This is a genomic window from Streptomyces sp. NPDC049541 (genome assembly GCF_044465725.1).
Lineage (GTDB): Bacteria > Actinomycetota > Actinomycetes > Streptomycetales > Streptomycetaceae > Streptomyces.
This window is the reverse complement of sequence record NZ_JBITLY010000005.1, coordinates 447,948-464,613: the sequence shown is the minus strand read 5'-3', so window position 1 is coordinate 464,613 and position 16,666 is coordinate 447,948. Positions and strand designations below refer to the sequence as shown.

At 71.8% G+C, this 16,666-nt stretch carries 16 protein-coding genes and 1 pseudogene; 6 read left to right on the top strand and 11 right to left on the bottom strand.

The annotated features are described in order from the left end of the window. Positions 1-403: 403 nt before the first annotated feature. Entirely contained in the window at positions 404-1,861 is a 1,458-nt protein-coding gene (locus ACIBW9_RS21465) for a hypothetical protein (protein ID WP_398957649.1), read from the top strand. Positions 1,862-2,113: 252 nt separating this feature from the next. Here ACIBW9_RS21465 and ACIBW9_RS21460 read toward each other — a convergent pair whose 3' ends face one another. The 7 genes from ACIBW9_RS21460 to ACIBW9_RS21430 form a co-directional block, all read right to left on the bottom strand. Continuing rightward, positions 2,114-4,780 (bottom strand): SpoIIE family protein phosphatase, encoded by a 2,667-nt coding sequence (locus tag ACIBW9_RS21460; protein WP_398957249.1) that lies wholly within the window; start codon positions 4,778-4,780, stop codon positions 2,114-2,116. Positions 4,781-5,054: 274 nt separating this feature from the next. Further along, positions 5,055-5,462 carry an ATP-binding protein gene (locus tag ACIBW9_RS21455; RefSeq protein ID WP_398957247.1) on the bottom strand — a complete coding sequence of 136 codons (408 nt, stop codon included), beginning with the start codon at positions 5,460-5,462 and terminating at the stop codon, positions 5,055-5,057. Between the two features lie 123 nt (positions 5,463-5,585). Then, positions 5,586-5,996, bottom strand: coding sequence for a (deoxy)nucleoside triphosphate pyrophosphohydrolase (locus ACIBW9_RS21450; protein WP_398957244.1), 411 nt, complete (start codon positions 5,994-5,996; stop codon positions 5,586-5,588). A gap of 18 nt (positions 5,997-6,014) precedes the next feature. Then, positions 6,015-6,215, bottom strand: coding sequence for an SPOR domain-containing protein (locus ACIBW9_RS21445; protein WP_351462159.1), 201 nt, complete (start codon positions 6,213-6,215; stop codon positions 6,015-6,017). A 351-nt stretch (positions 6,216-6,566) separates the two neighbouring features. Continuing rightward, positions 6,567-7,319: a GntR family transcriptional regulator gene (locus ACIBW9_RS21440; RefSeq protein WP_351462160.1), complete on the bottom strand. Its 753-nt coding sequence runs from the start codon at positions 7,317-7,319 to the stop codon at positions 6,567-6,569. Positions 7,320-7,466: 147 nt separating this feature from the next. Then, positions 7,467-8,585 (bottom strand): DUF4190 domain-containing protein, encoded by a 1,119-nt coding sequence (locus ACIBW9_RS21435; protein WP_398957241.1) that lies wholly within the window; start codon positions 8,583-8,585, stop codon positions 7,467-7,469. 111 nt (positions 8,586-8,696) lie between these two features. Continuing rightward, positions 8,697-9,143 carry a MarR family winged helix-turn-helix transcriptional regulator gene (locus tag ACIBW9_RS21430; RefSeq protein ID WP_398957239.1) on the bottom strand — a complete coding sequence of 149 codons (447 nt, stop codon included), beginning with the start codon at positions 9,141-9,143 and terminating at the stop codon, positions 8,697-8,699. Between the two features lie 71 nt (positions 9,144-9,214). Here ACIBW9_RS21430 and ACIBW9_RS21425 point away from each other — a divergent pair, with 71 nt between their 5' ends. Next, positions 9,215-9,721: a hypothetical protein gene (locus ACIBW9_RS21425; protein WP_398957237.1), complete on the top strand. Its 507-nt coding sequence runs from the start codon at positions 9,215-9,217 to the stop codon at positions 9,719-9,721. Positions 9,722-9,737: 16 nt separating this feature from the next. On the opposite strand, the gene ACIBW9_RS21420 is transcribed toward ACIBW9_RS21425, so the two are convergent. After that, positions 9,738-10,562 (bottom strand): SDR family NAD(P)-dependent oxidoreductase, encoded by an 825-nt coding sequence (locus ACIBW9_RS21420; RefSeq protein WP_398957234.1) that lies wholly within the window; start codon positions 10,560-10,562, stop codon positions 9,738-9,740. 112 nt (positions 10,563-10,674) lie between these two features. Here ACIBW9_RS21420 and ACIBW9_RS21415 point away from each other — a divergent pair. After that, a pseudogene (locus tag ACIBW9_RS21415) lies at positions 10,675-11,155 on the top strand (LysR family transcriptional regulator); the annotation flags it as partial. A 186-nt stretch (positions 11,156-11,341) separates the two neighbouring features. On the opposite strand, the gene ychF reads toward ACIBW9_RS21415, so the two are convergent. Then, positions 11,342-12,430, bottom strand: coding sequence for a redox-regulated ATPase YchF (gene ychF / locus ACIBW9_RS21410; protein WP_398957232.1), 1,089 nt, complete (start codon positions 12,428-12,430; stop codon positions 11,342-11,344). Positions 12,431-12,629: 199 nt separating this feature from the next. Between ychF and ACIBW9_RS21405 the strand changes: the two genes are divergently transcribed. Continuing rightward, the gene (locus ACIBW9_RS21405) at positions 12,630-13,220 is read left to right on the top strand and encodes a DUF6542 domain-containing protein (RefSeq protein ID WP_398957230.1); all 591 of its coding nucleotides are present in this window, start codon (positions 12,630-12,632) and stop codon (positions 13,218-13,220) included. A gap of 8 nt (positions 13,221-13,228) precedes the next feature. Here ACIBW9_RS21405 and ppgK read toward each other — a convergent pair whose 3' ends face one another. Further along, positions 13,229-13,972, bottom strand: coding sequence for a polyphosphate--glucose phosphotransferase (gene ppgK, locus ACIBW9_RS21400; protein WP_398957228.1), 744 nt, complete (start codon positions 13,970-13,972; stop codon positions 13,229-13,231). Between the two features lie 29 nt (positions 13,973-14,001). Continuing rightward, complete coding sequence (locus ACIBW9_RS21395; RefSeq protein WP_398957226.1) at positions 14,002-15,012, bottom strand: 4-hydroxy-3-methylbut-2-enyl diphosphate reductase; 1,011 nt, start codon at positions 15,010-15,012, stop codon at positions 14,002-14,004. Positions 15,013-15,157: 145 nt separating this feature from the next. On the opposite strand from ACIBW9_RS21395, the gene xseA reads away from it, so the two are divergent. Beyond that, the gene (xseA, locus tag ACIBW9_RS21390) at positions 15,158-16,375 is read left to right on the top strand and encodes an exodeoxyribonuclease VII large subunit (protein ID WP_398957223.1); all 1,218 of its coding nucleotides are present in this window, start codon (positions 15,158-15,160) and stop codon (positions 16,373-16,375) included. A gap of 47 nt (positions 16,376-16,422) precedes the next feature. After that, on the top strand, positions 16,423-16,653 hold the full coding sequence (locus tag ACIBW9_RS21385) for an exodeoxyribonuclease VII small subunit (RefSeq protein ID WP_398957221.1): 231 nt from the start codon (positions 16,423-16,425) through the stop codon (positions 16,651-16,653). The last annotated feature ends 13 nt before the right edge of the window (positions 16,654-16,666 follow it).

Genomic DNA, 16,666 nt, shown 5'->3' with positions numbered 1-16,666 from the left:
GCGGATGGCACCAACGGGGCGTCCCCGCCGTCGGCGGCCGCGGGAGCATGTGAGGGCGCGAGTGGCTCCCCCGTGGGGGTTTGGGGCGTTGTGTCGGTGTCGTCGGCCCTGTTGGGCGGATTGTCCGTTCCGTTGGATTGGTCGGCCGTCGGGGATTGCCCCGTGTGTCGAGCCCGGTCCATACCGCTCACTCCCCCTCGTCGCTCCCGTCCCATGCCACTCGGCCTCCCCCACCCCTGACCCACCCCGGTCGCGCGGCCGCATTCCTGCTCATACGCTCCGAAATGTGACGTCACCCTTGATCCGGGGCCGGCCGCGGCGGGCCACCGCTCATATATCCGTGCGGGTGCTGCACACCGTGGTGGGCGGGCTGGCCGCGGTGGTGTGGCTGGTGTTGCCGTGGATGACGATCAACAGTGAGGTGCCGGTTCCGGCCGCCCGTGCGCAGCCGGCCGCCGCGAGCGCCGCCGCGCCGCAGCAGAACGGGACCTCGGCCGCCGATCTGGTGCTGCCGGTCGTCGCGGCGGGCGCGGTGGTGGTGGTCGCGGGGTACGGGTATGTGCGGCGCACACGGCGCGCCCGGACGCGTACGACGCCGGGTGGTGGCCCGGCCCCCGCCGGGCCCGCCGCGCCGCCGCTCTCCGAACTCGACGAGCGGGTACGGGTCCTGCTGGCCGGGGCCGACGACTGGGTGCGCACCAGCCGGGAGGAGCTCGACTTCGCCGAGGCGCGGTCCGGGGCGGATTCCGTGGCGCCGTTCGTACGGGCCGTGCGGGACGCCGAGGCCGAGCTGTCCGCCGCGTTCCGGATGCGGCAGCAGTACGACGACGGTGTACCGGAGGACGAGGCGGCCCGGCGGCATGCGCTCGCCGGGATGATCGGGCGGTGTCAGGAGGCGGGGCGGCGGCTGGACGCGGAGGCCGCGGGGTTCGATCTGCTGCGCGCGCTGGAGACGGCGGAGGGTCTGGGCGAGGCACTGGAGGTCGCGGAGGAACGCTTCCGTGCGCTGACCGCCCGTACCGGAGGCGCCGGGGCGACCCTGGCCGCTCTCGCCGGGCGGTACGGCTCCGCCGCGGTCGACGCCGTCATCGGGCATGCCGAACAGGCCAAGGACCGCCTGGTGTTCGCCACGACCCGGCTGAACCAGGCCCGTCAGGCGGCCGACATGGGCGAGGCAGCGGACGCGGCACGGCAGCTACGGGCCGCCGAGGGGGCGACAGCGCAGGCCGAGGTGTTCGTGGCCGGCATCGAGCGGCTCGCCGCCGATCTGGCCGCGGCCGCGGAGCTGGTGCCGGCCGCGCTCACCGGGGCGGAGGCGGAACTCGCGGGCGCGCGGACGGGCGCGGGCGACGTCCCCGCCGGTGAGCTGCACGCCCGCGCCGCGCACGCCGACCTCGTCCTGACCGCCGTACGAGAGGAGCTGACGGCCGGGCCCTACGACCCGCTCGACGCCCTCCGGCTGCTGGTGCGGGGGCTCCTGCCGGTGGGCGTGGGGCGGGCCGGGGTACTGTCGGCCGCCGCGTCGCTGGTCGCCCGCAGTGCCGTGGCCGAGGCCGACGCCTTCGTCACGACACACCGGGGTGCCGTCGGCAGCACGGCCCGCACCCGGCTGGCGGAGGCGAAGCGGCTCCTCGCCGAGGAGCCCTCGGCCCTGCTCACCGCCGACGCCCTGGCCCGCCGGGCCCGCGAACTCGCCGAACGGGACGTACGGCTGCACGGCAACCCGGTGGCCGGGGCTGCCGAGCACGAGAGCGGCCTCGCGGGGGCGGTCCTCGGTGGGGTGCTGTTGGGCGATGGCGCACCATCGAGCTTCGGCGGCCCACACACCCGGGCCCGAAGAGGGCGCGGCAGCGCCCTCTAGGGGCGCGGGGAACTGCGCGAGCAACCACGACGCACCGGCAGTCGCCGGCAACAGGAACCCCACACCCAATAGGCACCCCCGCTCAAAACAGACTCAGCAACGCCTCCGCCGGAATCGAGCTTCGGCGGCCCACACACCCGGGCCCGAAGAGGGCGCGGCAGCGCCCTCTAGGGGCGCGGGGAACTGCGCGAGCAACCACGCGCACCGGCAGTCGCCGGCAACAGGAACCCCACACCCAATAGGCACCCCCGCTCAAAACAGACTCAGCAACGCCTCCGCCGGATCCGCCAGCCCCGTCTCCCCGTCCGGCAGCGGCAGTTCGAACCACACCGTCTTGCCGCGCGGCGTACGGCGGGAGCCCCAGGCCGCGCTCAGGAGGCCGACCAGCTGGAGGCCACGGCCGCCCTCGTCGGTGTCCCGGGCGCGGCGCCGACGCGGCTGGACGAGGCCGGAGTCCCAGACCTCGCAGACCAGGGTGCGGTCCAACAGCAGCCGCAGTCTTATCTCACCCTCGCCGTACCGCAGGGCGTTGGTGACCAGCTCGCTGACCAGCAGCTCCGTCGTGTCGACGAGGGGTTCGAGGTCCCAGGACAGCAGCTGCCCGCGGGCGTACTCCCGGGCTCTGCCCACGCTGCGCGGCTCGCGCGGCAGCGTCCAGTCGCCGACGGAATCGGCGGGCAGTCCCTGGACACGGGCCATCAGCAGGGCGATGTCGTCCTCGCCGTGGTGGGTGTCGAGGGTGTTGAGGACCTGGTCGCAGACGTCCTCCAGGGGCGCGGAGGGGTCCGTGAGCGCGCCGACGAACGCCTGGAGGCCTTCGTCCAGCGGATGGTCGCGCGATTCGACCAGTCCATCCGTGTAGAGCGCCAACAGTGCGCCTTCGGGTAGTTCGACCTCCACCTCCTCGAAGGGCTCCCCGCCGACGCCCAGCGGCATGCCCGGCGGCACGTCGAGCATCAGCGCGTCCTCCCCGGGCTCCACCAGCACGGGCGGCAGATGGCCCGCGTTGGCGAACGTGCAGCGCCGCGTGACGGAGTCGTAGACCGCGTAGACGCAGGTGGCGAGGTACACCTCGGAGAGGTCCGCCTCACGGGGCCGGCGGGCCGCGCGGGTGGCCTGCTGGACACCACCGGGTGCGCCGAGGCCCCGGGCGATCTCGTCCAACGCGCTCAGCACCTCCGCCGGTTCGAGGTCGAGGAGCGCGAGTGTCCGTACCGCCGAACGGAGTTCGCCCATCGCCACCGCCGCCCGCAGACCGCGGCCCATGACGTCCCCGACCACCAACGCCGTACGGTGCCCCGGCAGTTCGATCACGTCGAACCAGTCGCCGCCGACCTCGCTGGGGCGGTCCGCGGAGGAGTTGCCCGGCAGATAGCGGCAGGCGATGTCCAGACCGGAGGCCACCGGGTCGCCCGGCGGGAGCAGCGACCGCTGCAGTATCAGGGCCCGCTCGTGCTCACGGCGGTACAGCCGCGCGTTGTCGATGCAGACGGCGGCGCGCGCCGCGAGCTCCACCGCCAGATCCCGGTCCCGGTCCCCGAACGGCTCACTGCCCTTCGTACGGGCGAACTGCGCGAGTCCTACGACGGTGTCGTGGGCGACCATCGGCACGGCCAGCGTGGACTGGACGAGGCCGCCCTCCTCGGCAGGGACGACCTGGGGGCGGGCGGTGCGCAGGGCGTCCGCACAAGGGGAGTTGAAGGGGTAGTGGTGGACCGCCCCGACGGCCACGGGCGCGCCGCCCCCGACGAACGGCGCGTCGGAGACCGCGCTGGCGAAGGCGACCCTGCGCAGCTCCGCGCTGCCGTCGGCGAGGCCCGGCGGGGTCTCGTCGCCCGCCAGCAGCCCCTGGTAGAGGTCGACCGTGGCGAGGTCGCAGAAGCCGGGGACGACGACGTCGAGGAGTTCGCGGGCCGTGGTCTCCAGGTCGAGGGAGTTGCCGATACGGGCGCCCGCCTCGTTGAGAAGGGCGAGATTGCGCCGCGCGGCAGCGGCCTCGCGGGCCGCGGCGCGGCGGGAGGTGATGTCGGTTCCGAGCCAGGCGACGCCGATGGGGCGCCCGGAGCCGCTGTGCACGCGGTACAGGTTGATGGACCAGTGCCGGCGGTCCTCGGAACCCGGCACGAAGCCCGTGACATGCATGTCCGTGATGGAGTTGCCGGTCTCCAGGACCCGGCGCAGGGTCGCCGCGACCCGCTCGGCCTCGGGCCGCTGCAGATAGTCGTGGACGCCGCGGCCGCGGTGGTCGTCGGGCGTGCCGCCGAAGGTGTTCGCAAACTGCTCGTTGACGCGGCGGACCCGCAGGTCGGGGTCGATCAGGAGGAAACCGAAAGGAGATTGACCGAAAATCGACTGCGAGGCGGCAAGGTCGGTCTCGATGCTGCGCAGGGTGCGTACGTCGACCACGATGCAGACGGCGGCCTTCTCGCCCTCCTCGGTCCGCGTCGGCATCACATAGACCTCGGCGAGCCCCTCCCGTCCGCTCCCCCCCGGCGCCGCGCCGGGCTGACGGAACGGGACCACTCCGGTCCACTCCCGCCCGTCGAGGATCTCGGCCATCTTGCGCTGGCCCTCCTCGCGCAGGTCGGGGTCGATGAACGCCTCGATGGGGTCCATGCCGACCGCGTGCTCGGCGGGGATCCCGAAGAGCTGCTCGGCGCGCAGACTCCACTGGTCGACGAGCCCGTCCGGGCCGATGGAGAAGGACGCGACCTTGATGTAGTCGTAGATGGAGCCGGGTGGACTGCTCTGCCACATGGCGTCACCGTGAGGTGCTGCGCCGGTCCCCTCGAAGGCGGACAGGCCCGTCCCGCCCGCCGTCCCGCTCGTCACATCGGCCGCGGCATCACCCGCGGCCTCTGCCCTCGCGCCGTCCGACGGGTCCTCGGACTCCGTGGCCTTCGCTGGTATCTCGCTCACGCGAACCGTCCCCTCCAGCTCACCGCGTCCGGTACCGGTCACCGGGGGCGGCTGCCCGCAGTATCCAGCACTACGGCGCCGCACAACACGGTGTTCACGATCACAGCACGGTCCCGACGGTTTTCGGTCCCTGGCTGCGACAACACTTCCAGTCTTCTAACCAGCCGACACCTCCTCGAACCCCGTGCGCCGGACACTGCCACCGGCCTGATCGGGTCGGTCTACAGGACGGGTGTTCGCGTACACCGTCCGAAGGGCCGGACCGGGCACCGGCTCAGCCGGGCAAGGTCAGTTCGAACCACACCGTCTTGCCCGCCACGCCGGGCCGGGTGCCCCAGCGGCGCGAGGAGTGGGCGACGAGTTGCAGCCCGCGGCCGCTCTCGTCCTCGGGGCGGGCGACGCGTTCGCGCGGCGGGTCGGGCAGTGGGTCGGAGACCTCCACCAACAGGACGTCCGCCAGTCCCGCGGGCCGTACCAGGCGTACCCCGATGGGTCCGGTGGCGTGTCGCAGCGAGTTGGTGACCAGCTCGCTGACCAGCAGGGCCGTGAGATCTCCGAGGGCGTCGAGCTCCCAGGTGCGCAGCTGGCCGCGGACGGCGGCGCGGGCACTGCGGGCGGCTCCCGGCTCCGCGGGGAAACTCCACTCGGCGCAGTCGCCTTCTGTGTCGATCACGCCGATCACTTCCCAGGCCAGAAGCCCACCCTTGTCCGGTTTCGTGGGGTTAATTGGGGCATACCCGATATCTGGGGCGTATTACCGTCCACGGCGTGAGCTTGCTCCGCGGGGGTGCCGGGCGCCCAGGAGCTACACAGCCCCGCGCCCCTGGAGAGTGGTCAGCTCGCGGACCGCCTCGACGTCCTGGTCCAGCCAAGGCACCGTCCACAGCTCGCCCCGTGTGAGCCAGCGCAGTTCGTCGTGGTCCTGGAGGGGTTTGGGGTCCGGGGAGCCCGGGCGCAGGCGGGCCGTCCACACGTGGAGGACGTACGGCGGCTTCAGGGGCCACTCGCCCGGTACGCGGGCCACGGGGTCGGCGTCCACGCCGAGTTCTTCGTGCAGTTCGCGCACGAGGGCCGCCTCGGGACTCTCGCCCGGTTCGACCTTGCCGCCCGGGAGTTCCCAGCGGCCGGCGAGTGCGGGAGGCGCGCTGCGGCGCGCGGCGAGCAGGCGGTCGCCGTCGAACAGGGCGGCGCCCACCACCACGATCCGTTCCGTCATGCGGGGAGCCTACGGGAGTCAGTTGACCGTGGCCGTTCCGTTCTGCCCGTTCTGGCCTATGCGCTCGACCCAGTACAGCTGCTTGTGCCCGCGGTCGTCGAGACTGTCCGCGATCTTCTGGGCCTCAGCCCGGGTCGCGTACCGGCCCACTCGGTAGCGATTGCCGTTGTCGTCCTGCCGAATGACGAGCCAGGGAAGCGTGATCGTGCCGTCGTTCATCGCGCCCCACCGCTCCTTCCCACCGCGGCCCGACCGCTCCTCGCCCGCGGTTCGTGCCGTGCCCCACCCACTAAGGAAACCGCAATCCGCATATGCCCGAGCCTACGCCTTACCTTTACGCAGCGAACACGTCTTTTCACAAAGAGGTACGCAACCGGCCAGAACGAGGGGGCGCACGGAATCGAATGCGCCGCGCGCGGGTGTCGACGCATCGGGTCAGCGGCATGTCGGGCATGCGTGGGGCGACCTGCGAGAACGGCCAGATCCCAGCGGCGGACGGGCCGGTTCCGAGGGTGTGCGGAGGAGGTGGGGACGAGGGGGCGGCGGGGTCAACTGCCGTAAAGGTGTGCGCTACTTCACTGGGAGGTGGTACGCCACGCGGTAGCGGTCGGCGGGGATGACGACGTCGGCCGTCTCCACGGGGCGGCCCGAGGCGAAGAAGGTGCGCTGGATGACCAGGACGACATGACCGGGGACGCCGCCGAGGGTCACGAGTTCCTCGGCGAGGCCGGGGCGGGCGCCGACCTCCTCCGTGACGTTGTCCACGATCACGTCGATCGCGGCCATGCGCTCGACGACACCCATGCCGCCGAGCGGGCCCTCCTCGGGAAGCATCACAGGGGTGCGACCGGTGACCGCGAGGGGCTCCCAGGAGGTGGAGAGCATCATCGCCTCGCCGGCCTCGCGGAAGACGTACCTCGTGCACATCACGCGGTCGCCGGGCTTGATGTCGAGCCGCTCCGCGACGGAGCTGCTCGCCTCGGCCTGGGCGCTGCTGGACTCCCAGGTGCCGCGCCCCTCCCCGTCGGCCTGCTCCTGACGGAAGGGCGTCGCGCCGCCGGCCGGGCGGAAGCCGGAGCGGGCCACGCTGCGGGGCACGGGGCGCTCACGGACGTAGGTCCCCGATCCGGAGCGGCCCTCGACCAGGCCCTCCGCCATCAGCACCTTGCGCGCCTCCAGCGCCACAGTGTCCGAGACGCCGTACTCCTCGCGGATCCTGGCCTGGGAGGGCAGTCGGGTGTGCGGTGGCAGCGAACCATTGACGATCTTCTTGCGGAGATCACCCGCGACACGCAGGTACGCCGGCTGCTCACCGAAAGTCACTGGCCACTCCCATCAGGTTGTACAGACAGCAACAGCGTGGCAACCGTGGGTTGTGCCGTGCAAGCAAAGGCCAGAGAATCACTCGATGTGATGACATGTGTCTGCGGGGGGCTTTACGCAGGCACTTTCTCCCCGCTATAGCCGTGGTCACACCTCGAACTCGGAGGCGCCTGAGGTGCCGCTCCCGTCGTCGTCCGCGTCCTTGGACTCGGGCGGGGTGGCGTCCAGGCCCAGAGCCTTGCGGGCGGTGACGGCCGCGTCGGGTGTCGAGAGCGCCATGACGAGGTCGTAGTGCTCGTAGAAGCCGTTCGCGTCACCGGCCTTCGCGGCGTCCGCCCATTCCTGCCGTCGTGCCACGACCTCCTTGGCGACCGTCACGACCGGCGTCCGCAGGGCGGCCGGCCAGGAGTGGTCGTGCAGCATCCGGGCCTCCTTGTCGAGCGCGGCCGCCATCTGCCCGGCCCACTGACGGTTGGCCCGCAGATCGTCGTCGGGGCTGTCCGTGGGCTGCCGGTCCAGGGCGGCGTTCTCCACGTCGACGGCCTTGAGATAGGCGGCCTGGTCGGCGTCCAGGATCTGCTCGTCGTTGCGCAGCGAACCCTCGATGCCGGCCTTCTCGTCGGTGTTGCCGAACAGGCAGGTGACCTCGCGGTCGCCGTAGCGCCAGCTCTCCCGGCTCGGCGTCAGGTAGTACACGTCGACGTCGTCGGGCACGGCCCAGGCGTCCATGGCGTAGCCGTAGCGCAGCGCGTAGCACCTGGCGTCGGCGGCGTCCGTGATCTCGCCGTCGCCGGGGTAGGCGGCGCCGCCGGGCATCTTGAAGGTGGCGAAGACCTCGGCGTCGTGCAGGCCGGTGCAGGGCACCTTGTCGACGTCGTAGGCCACGCCGTCCAGGGAACCGCTCGGGGAGTCGAAGCACTCCCCCTTGGTGAGGGAGTAGGCGCTGCCGTGGTCGCGTGCGGTGTCCTTCACCCAGCCGTCGAGCGCGGCACCGCCGACCGGCACCGCCACCCACAGCACCAGCCCGAGACCGGAGAGGACCGCGCCGCTGACGGCCATCGCGCGTCCCCGCTCACCCGTCCTGCTGATCTGGCGCAGCGCGACCAGCCCGAGGAGCAGCCCGAGGGCCGGAACGCAGCAGAGGATGCCGAGCACCAGGGAGGCAATGGCGACCCCGTTGACCGGCGCAGGCGTGTTGTACGGGCGGTAGCCCTGCTCCCAGGGCGGGTACGGGTACGGCCCGGGCGGCGGGGGTGGTGTGGACACGGCTGCCGTGCTCCTGGTTCGGACGACTGACGCACAGAACGGGCGTACGGAACTCGTACGACTGGGCGCATGGTAAGCGTGCGGTGAGGAGAAGAGGACCCCCTGCCTCCGTTACGCCCGCCCGCGCTCCGCCTCCAGCAGCGCCACGCACCGCCCCAGCAGCCCGGCCAGCGCCTCGCGTTCCTCATCCGTGAACTCGGCGGCCAGAGCCCGTTCGACCCGTACGGCGCGGGCGTCCGCGTCGGCCATCACCGCGCGGCCCTCGTCGGTGAGACGGGTCTCCAGGACGTTCTTGTGCCACTCGTGGGGGGTGCGTGCGATCAGGGCGCGGTCCTGGAGGTTGTTCAGGACCGTGTTCATCGTCGGCGGGGTGACTCCGCACAGGCGGGCGAGAGCCGCGGCCGAGATACCGGGGTTCTCTGAGAGGTGGAGCAGCGCCGAGTACTGCGCCACCGTCACACCGGCCGGTTTGAGGACGGCCGCCTTGGTCGCGCTGAGAGCCTGTTCGGCCCGCTTGAGGTGGGAGCCGAGGCGCTCGGACACGGGCATGGACGTCATCCCCCTCCTTCGTCAACGACCTGGCGCTCGGCCCTGACGGCACGGCCTACCTCACCGACAGCTCCCGCCCGGTGGTCTACCGCGTCACCCCGGCCGACCTGGGCCGCGCCCGCGGCGGCAGCGCGACGCTCGACGCCGCCTACGACCTGAGCACCGTGGCACCCTCCGACGGCTTCCTCCTCAACGGCATAGTCGTCGCCCCCTCGGGGCGGTACCTGCTCGCCGTCGACATGACGGGCGGCGGCCTGTACCGGGTGGGCACTGGCTCCGGATCCGTACGCCAAGTGGCCCTGGACGGCGGTGACTTGAAGCACGGCGACGGCCTGGAGCTGGCGCACGGCACGCTGTGGGCCGCGCACAACACCACCAACACCCTCAGCCGCTGGCGGCTCTCCCCGGACGGCACCTCGGCCCGCCTGGAGCGGCGGTTCACCGACCCCGCCCTGCAGATCCCGACCACCCTCGCCCGCGTCCAGGGCCGGTTGCTGGTGGTCCGCTCGCAGTTCGACAAGGGCGGCCCGATGGGCCCGGGTGTGCCCGAGGAGCCGTTCACCGTGGCGTGGGTGGACGGGATCTGAGAGCCTGTCGGGGGCTTCAGTCGCGGAAGCCCGTGCGGCGGGTGCGCTTCTCCCAGCCGAGGACGTCGTCGCGTACCTGGTCGAGGTGGTCGAGGACCGCACTCACGCCGTCGTCGCCGAGCGGCAGGCGCAGCGGGGTCTGTTCCGCCTCCAGCGCGGCCAGGATGAGCGCCGCCGCCTTGGCCGGGTCGCCCGCCCGCTCGTCGAAGCCGGCGTCGACCATGGCGCGCGTGCCGCCCACGGTGGCGTACGCCCCGCCGTCGGCGCTGGCCTGCGTCCCGTCGTACAGCGCCGTACGGAAGGCGCCCGGCTCGACGATGAGGACCTTGATGCCGTACTCGGCGACCTCGCCGGCGAGCGCCTCGGACATGCCCTCCAGGGCGAACTTCGTCCCGCTGTACGCCGAGAAGCCGGGGTAGGACGTCTGCCCGCCCATGCTGCTCATCTGCACGATCGCGCCCGAGCACCGCGAGCGCATGTACGGCAGTACGGCGCGCACCAGGGCGGCCGGGCCGAAGGCGTGCACGTCGAACAGGGCGCGCAGCTCGTCCTCGGTGGTCTCCTCGAAGGCACCGACATGACCGCGGCCGGCGTTGTTGACCAGGACGTCGATCCGCCCGTGCCGCGCCACCACGTCCCGTACCGCAGGTCCGGCGGCGGCCGTGTCCGCGACATCGAGCCGCAGCGCCTCGACCTGGTCGGGGTGGGCGGCCACGAGGTCGTCCAGCCCCTCGGGCCGCCGCGCGGCCCCGACCACGACGTCACCGTCGGCGACGGCCGCCTCGGCGATGGCCCGCCCGAGCCCGCTGCCGGCACCGGTGATCAGCCACACCTTGTTCACGACAACCCACCCTCTCCGAGCAACGCTGCGAGTGCCTCCCTGTGCAACTCCTGAACCAGGCTGCTCCTGTGGCGAGTTGCCCGTCCAAGACCTACGGTGACAACCGATGGCTATGACGGCGGACGTTCATGTGCGGGACCTGCGGTACTTCGTCACGGTCGCCGAAGAGCTGCACTTCACGCGCGCGGCCGAGCGCCTGTACGTCTCGCAGCCCGCGCTGAGCAAGCAGATCCGGGCGCTGGAGGGGCAGTTGGGGGTGGAGCTGCTGCGGCGCGACCGGCACGGCGTGGCGCTCACCGCGGAGGGCGCGCCGCTGCTGCCGCACGCCCGGCGGGTACTGGAGGCCTGGGCGCAGGGGGGCGTCCGTGGTCGCGGAGGCGCGGGCCGCGCAGCGCAGCACGCTGGTGGTGGGCATGAGCACCAGCCCCGGCCGCGGCGGTCTGCTGCCCGCGATCCGCTCCCGTTTCACGGCCTCGCATCCCGAGGGCGCCGTCCGCCTGCGCCAGGTGAGCTGGGACGACCCGACGGCCGGCCTGGCGGACGGCGACACGGACATGGCCTTCGTCTGGCTGCCCCTGCCCGGCCAGGACCGGACGAACCGACCGGCGTCTACGCGCCCGCCGGCATCTTCCGGGGCACCCTGAAGCGGCCTGTGCCTTTCGAGATCAGCCTGGATCTCGACCAGCTCACCCCGCCGAAGCGCAGGTAGCAGCCCGCTCCAGGTCGGCACGGGAACGCGGAAGGGGCCGGGCTCACGGAGCCCGGCCCCTTCCGGCCGCTCACACGTTGAAGCGGAACTCCACCACGTCGCCGTCCTGCATCACGTAGTCCTTGCCCTCCATCCGCGCCTTGCCCTTCGCGCGGGCCTCGGCGACCGAGCCGGTCTCGACCAGGTCCTCGAAGGAGATGACCTCCGCCTTGATGAAGCCCTTCTGGAAGTCGGTGTGGATGACACCGGCGGCCTCGGGGGCGGTGGCGCCCTTCTTGATGGTCCAGGCGCGGGATTCCTTGGGGCCGGCCGTGAGGTAGGTCTGCAGGCCGAGAGTGTTGAAGCCCACGCGCGCAAGGGTCGTCAGGCCCGGCTCCTCGGCGCCGACGGACTCCAGGAGCTCCATGGCATCCGCCTCGTCGAGCTCGGCGAGGTCCGCCTCCAGCTTGGCGTTGAGGAAGATCGCCTCGGCGGGGGCGACCAGGGCGCGCTGCTCGGCCTTGAAGTCCTCGTCGACCAGCTCGTCCTCGTCGACGTTGAAGACGTAGAGGAAGGGCTTCGTGGTCAGCAGATGCAGGTCGTGGAGGAGCTCCTCGTTGCCGGAGCCCTGGACGATGCCCGCCGAGAACAGCGTGTCGCCCTTCTCCAGGATCTCCTTCGCCGCCTCGACCGCCGCCACCTTGGGAGCCACGTCCTTCTTGATGCGCGACTCCTTCTGGAGGCGCGGCAGGACCTTCTCGATGGTCTGGAGGTCGGCGAGGATCAGCTCGGTGTTGATCGTCTCGATGTCGTCCTTCGGCGAGACCTTGCCGTCGACATGCACGACATTCTCGTCCTTGAACGCGCGGATGACCTGGCAGATCGCGTCGGACTCACGGATGTTCGCGAGGAACTTGTTGCCCAGGCCCTCGCCCTCGGACGCGCCCTTCACGATGCCCGCGATGTCGACGAAGTCGACGGTCGCCGGGAGGATGCGCTGCGAGGAGAAGATTTCGGCCAGTTTCGTCAGCCGGGGGTCGGGGACGCCCACGACGCCCACGTTGGGCTCGATCGTGGCGAACGGGTAGTTGGCCGCGAGCACGTCGTTCTTGGTCAGGGCGTTGAACAGGGTCGACTTGCCGACATTCGGCAGACCGACGATTCCGATCGTGAGCGACACGTTGCGACTTCCCGTACGTGAGAGACATCAGGGGACTGGGGCGGTGGGCCCGGTCCTTCTTCGGTGCACGGGCGGGCCGATCCACAAGTCTACGGCGTACCGGTCCCCGCCCCGGCTCCCCGTCGAACGCGTGGCCAGGCTCCGCCCCTCGGCGTGTCTGAGGGGCGATTGCGCACATAAACCGACCTAAGTTGGTCCGGTGGAGCAACACGGGTCGGGACCACCGCACAACCAAGCACGACGCGGCACGCCCCCGCTGCCCCCGCAGGCGAAGCGCGGCGGAAGCGGTGGGGGTGCGGGCGGTGGTGCGCGACCTGCCGGACAGCGCCGGCCCGCCTCCCGCCCGGCGGCGCGGCAGCCCGGCCCGCCGCCGGCCGAGGCCGTACGGCGACTGCCCAACCCGCGGCTGACCGGGCTGGGCAGCGGACTGTTCAGCGGGGCGGTGATGTTCGCGCTCGGCTGTCTCGACCAGCTGCTGTTCGGGGCGTCACTGACCCTGTACGGCGTGCTGTTCCTGCCGGTGTGCCTGCTGACCGCGGTCTGGGTGCGCAAGAGCGACCTGGCGACCGCACCCGTCGTCGTACCGATCGCCTTCGCGGCGGGCCTGCTCCCGGTGGCCGACGGCAGCGGCGGACTGCTCGGCCGACTGATGGGCCTGGTGACGGCCCTGGCCACCCAGGCCGGGTGGCTGTACGGGGGAACCCTCGTCGCGGGCCTGATCGTCATGGGACGCAAGGCGGCCCTGGCGCGCCACCGACGCACCGGCGACCGCCGCCCGCCCCGGTACTAGGCCCGGCCTCAGCCCTCCGCGGCGTGCATCGCGGCGCCCACGATGCCTGCGTTGTTCTGCAGTTGCGCCGGGACGATCTCCGCCTTGATGCCGTCGATGAACGGCAGGAACTTCTGGGACTTACGGCTGACGCCGCCCCCGATGACGATCAGTTCGGGTGAGAACAGCATCTCGACATGGGCGAGGTACTTCTGCACGCGGTGCGCCCAGTGCTCCCAGGTCAGCTCGCCGTCCTCCTTGGCCTTGCTGGAGGCGCGCTTCTCCGCGTCGTGGCCGTGCAGCTCAAGGTGGCCCAGCTCGGTGTTGGGCACCAGGGTGCCGTCGACGAACAGGGCACTGCCGATTCCGGTGCCGAAGGTCAGCAGGATGACCGTGCCCCGGCGGCCGCGGCCCGCGCCGAAGTGCATCTCGGCGACGCCCGCCGCGTCCGCGTCGTTGACCACGGTCACCGGCAGGCCGCCCAGGCGGTCGCTGAACAACGCGCGGGCGTCCGTGTCGATCCAGCTCTTGTCGACGTTGGCCGCCGTACGGATGGTGGATCCGCCGGTGACCACCCCGGGGAAGGTCAGGCCGACCGGGCCGGTCCAGCCGAAGTGCTCGACGACCTGCTTCACGCCCTCCGCAACGCCGTCGGGTGTCGCCGGGTGCGGAGTGAGCACCTTGCAGCGCTCCTGAGCCAGGTCACCCTTGTCCAGGTCCACCGGGGCGCCCTTGATCCCGGATCCACCGATGTCCACACCGAAGATCTGCATGGCTCTACGTTACGACGGACGACTGACAGTCACTCCGGCGAGGTGCCGGTTCGCTCCGCGATCAGCGCCGCCGCCTCCTCGCGCAGGTCGCGGCGGAGCTCCTTGGGCAGTGAGAACGTGATGGACTCCTCGGCCGCCTTGACGATCTCGACGTCCTCGAAGCCGCGCTGCGCGAGCCACTCCAGGACCTGCTCGACCAGGACCTCCGGGACGGAGGCGCCGGAGGTGACGCCGACCGTGGACACTCCCTCCAGCCAGGCCTCGTCGATCTCGTCGGCGAAGTCCACGAGGTAGGCCTCGCGCGAGCCCGCGAGCTTGGCGACCTCGACGAGCCGCTTGGAGTTGGACGAGTTGCGGGAGCCGACGACGATCACCAGCTCGGCCTCGGCGCCCATCTGCTTCACCGCGAGCTGCCGGTTCTGCGTGGCGTAGCAGATGTCGTCGCTGGGCGGGGAGATCAGCTGCGGGAACTTCTCCTGCAGCGCGTCGACGGTCTCCATGGTCTCGTCGACGGAGAGGGTGGTCTGGGACAGCCAGACGACCTTGGACGGGTCGCGGACCTCGACCTTGGCGACGTCCCCAGGCCCGTCGACGAGCTGGATGTGCTCGGGGGCCTCGCCGGAGGTGCCGATGACCTCCTCGTGGCCCTCGTGCCCGATCAGGAGGATGTCGTAGTCCTCCTTGGCGAAGCGGACGGCTTCCTTGTGGACCTTGGTGACGAGCGGGCAGGTCGCGTCGATGGTGGCGAGCTTGCCGCGCTCGGCCTCTTCGTGGACGACGGGGGCCACGCCGTGCGCGGAGAACATCACGATGTTCCCCTCGGGGACCTCCTCCGTGCGCTCCACGAAGACGGCACCCTTCTTCTCCAGGGTCTGCACGACGTACTTGTTGTGCACGATCTCGTGCCGGACATAGATCGGAGCCCCGTACTGCTCCAGGGCTTTCTCGACGGCGATCACGGCGCGGTCCACACCCGCGCAGTAGCCCCGGGGGGCGGCGAGCAGGACACGGCGGCCAGGCGAAGCAGTCATGCGGTCCATCGTAAGGCCGCGGCCGGAGGGCGAAGATCGGGTCGCCCCCGCCGCCCCTGCCGGTCCCGTCCCTGGGGGCTGCGCCCCCAGACCCCCGCTTTCGGGCTGGAGAGCGCAGCCCGGAGTTGTCAGTCCTGGCCGTTACCCTCGCGGCATGGCTCTCAACACGTCCCCGGAAGCGCCCCTGCCCGTCGGTGAGGTGTCGCGGCTCATCGGTGGGTGGATCGACCGGCTGGGGGCCGTCTGGGTCGAGGGGCAGATCACTCAGCTCTCGCGGCGGCCCGGCGCCGGGGTCGTGTTCCTGACCCTGCGGGACCCCTCGTACGACATCTCCGTCAGCGTCACCTGCTACCGGCAGGTGTTCGACGCCGTCGCCGATGTGGTGAGCGAGGGTGCGCGGGTCGTCGTCCTCGCGAAGCCGGAGTGGTACGCGCCGCGGGGGCAGCTGTCCCTGCGGGCCGCCGAGATAAGGCCCGTGGGGGTCGGTGAACTCCTCGCGCGGCTGGAGCAGTTGAAGAAGTCCCTGGCCGCCGAGGGGCTGTTCGCGCCCGAGCGCAAGAAGGCCCTGCCCTTCCTGCCGCAGCTCATCGGACTGGTCTGCGGCCGGGCCTCGGCCGCCGAGCGGGACGTCCTGGAGAACGCCCGGCACCGCTGGCCGGCCGTCCGCTTCGAGGTGCGCAACGTGGCCGTGCAGGGCGTGCACGCCGTCCCGCAGGTCGTGCAGGCCGTCAAGGAGCTCGACGAGGCGGGCGAGGTGGACGTCATCATCGTCGCGCGCGGGGGCGGGAGCGTGGAGGACCTCCTTCCGTTCTCCGACGAGCAGCTCGTGCGCGCCGTCGCCGCGTGCCGTACGCCGGTCGTGTCGGCGATCGGGCACGAGCCGGACAACCCGCTCCTCGACTACGTCGCCGACCTGCGGGCCTCCACCCCGACCGACGCCGCCAAGAAGGTCGTACCGGATGTCGGGGAGGAGTACGAGCGTGTGCAGCAGTTGCGCGACCGGGCCCGGCGGTGCGTCCAGGCACTCGTCGAGCGGGAGGAGCGCGGGCTCGCCCAGGCGCTCGCCCGGCCCTCGATACAGGATCCGCACCGGATGATCGACGAGCGGGCCGATCATGTCGCCTCGCTGGTCGACCGTTCGCGGCGCACGCTCGGGCATCTCCTGGACCGCGCCGCCTCCGAGCTGACGCACACGCACGCCCGCGTGGTGGCCCTCTCCCCCGCGGCGACCCTGAAGCGTGGTTACGCGGTGCTGCAGAAGTCCGACGGGCATGTCGTCCGGGCTCCGGACGAGGTGGGGGCGGAGGAGACACTGCGGGCGCGGGTGGCCGAGGGAGAGTTCACGGTGGTCCGGGCCGACCGGGAACGCTGAGAACACGGGAACAGGGCACGGTCCGAGTCGATGCATAGGGTGGGCGGATGACCAGCAAGGTGGATGAGGCGCTCGGCTACGAGCAGGCACGGGACGAGCTGATCGAGGTCGTACGACGGCTCGAGGCGGGCGGTACGACGCTGGAGGAGTCCCTGGCGCTCTGGGAGCGGGGCGAGGAGCTGGCCAAGGTGTGCCGGCGCTGGCTGGACGGGGCGCGCGCCCGGCTGGACGCGGCCCTCGCGGAGGAGGACGCCGCGGAGGAGGCCGGCGGCAAGTAGCGCTCGACGAGGG

Bases quoted from the DNA above. Each gene is read 5' to 3' on its own strand.
- ACIBW9_RS21385 (WP_398957221.1), top strand. From the start codon at position 16,423: ATGACCAGCAAGGTGGATGAGGCGCTCGGCTACGAGCAGGCACGGGAC.
- ACIBW9_RS21395 (WP_398957226.1), bottom strand. From the start codon at position 15,012: ATGGACCGCATGACTGCTTCGCCTGGCCGCCGTGTCCTGCTCGCCGCC.
- ACIBW9_RS21430 (WP_398957239.1), bottom strand. From the start codon at position 9,143: ATGACGTCCATGCCCGTGTCCGAGCGCCTCGGCTCCCACCTCAAGCGG.
- ppgK (WP_398957228.1), bottom strand. From the start codon at position 13,972: ATGCAGATCTTCGGTGTGGACATCGGTGGATCCGGGATCAAGGGCGCC.
- ACIBW9_RS21450 (WP_398957244.1), bottom strand. From the start codon at position 5,996: ATGACGGAACGGATCGTGGTGGTGGGCGCCGCCCTGTTCGACGGCGAC.
- xseA (WP_398957223.1), top strand. From the start codon at position 15,158: ATGGCTCTCAACACGTCCCCGGAAGCGCCCCTGCCCGTCGGTGAGGTG.
- ACIBW9_RS21445 (WP_351462159.1), bottom strand. From the start codon at position 6,215: ATGAACGACGGCACGATCACGCTTCCCTGGCTCGTCATTCGGCAGGAC.
- ACIBW9_RS21465 (WP_398957649.1), top strand. From the start codon at position 404: ATGACGATCAACAGTGAGGTGCCGGTTCCGGCCGCCCGTGCGCAGCCG.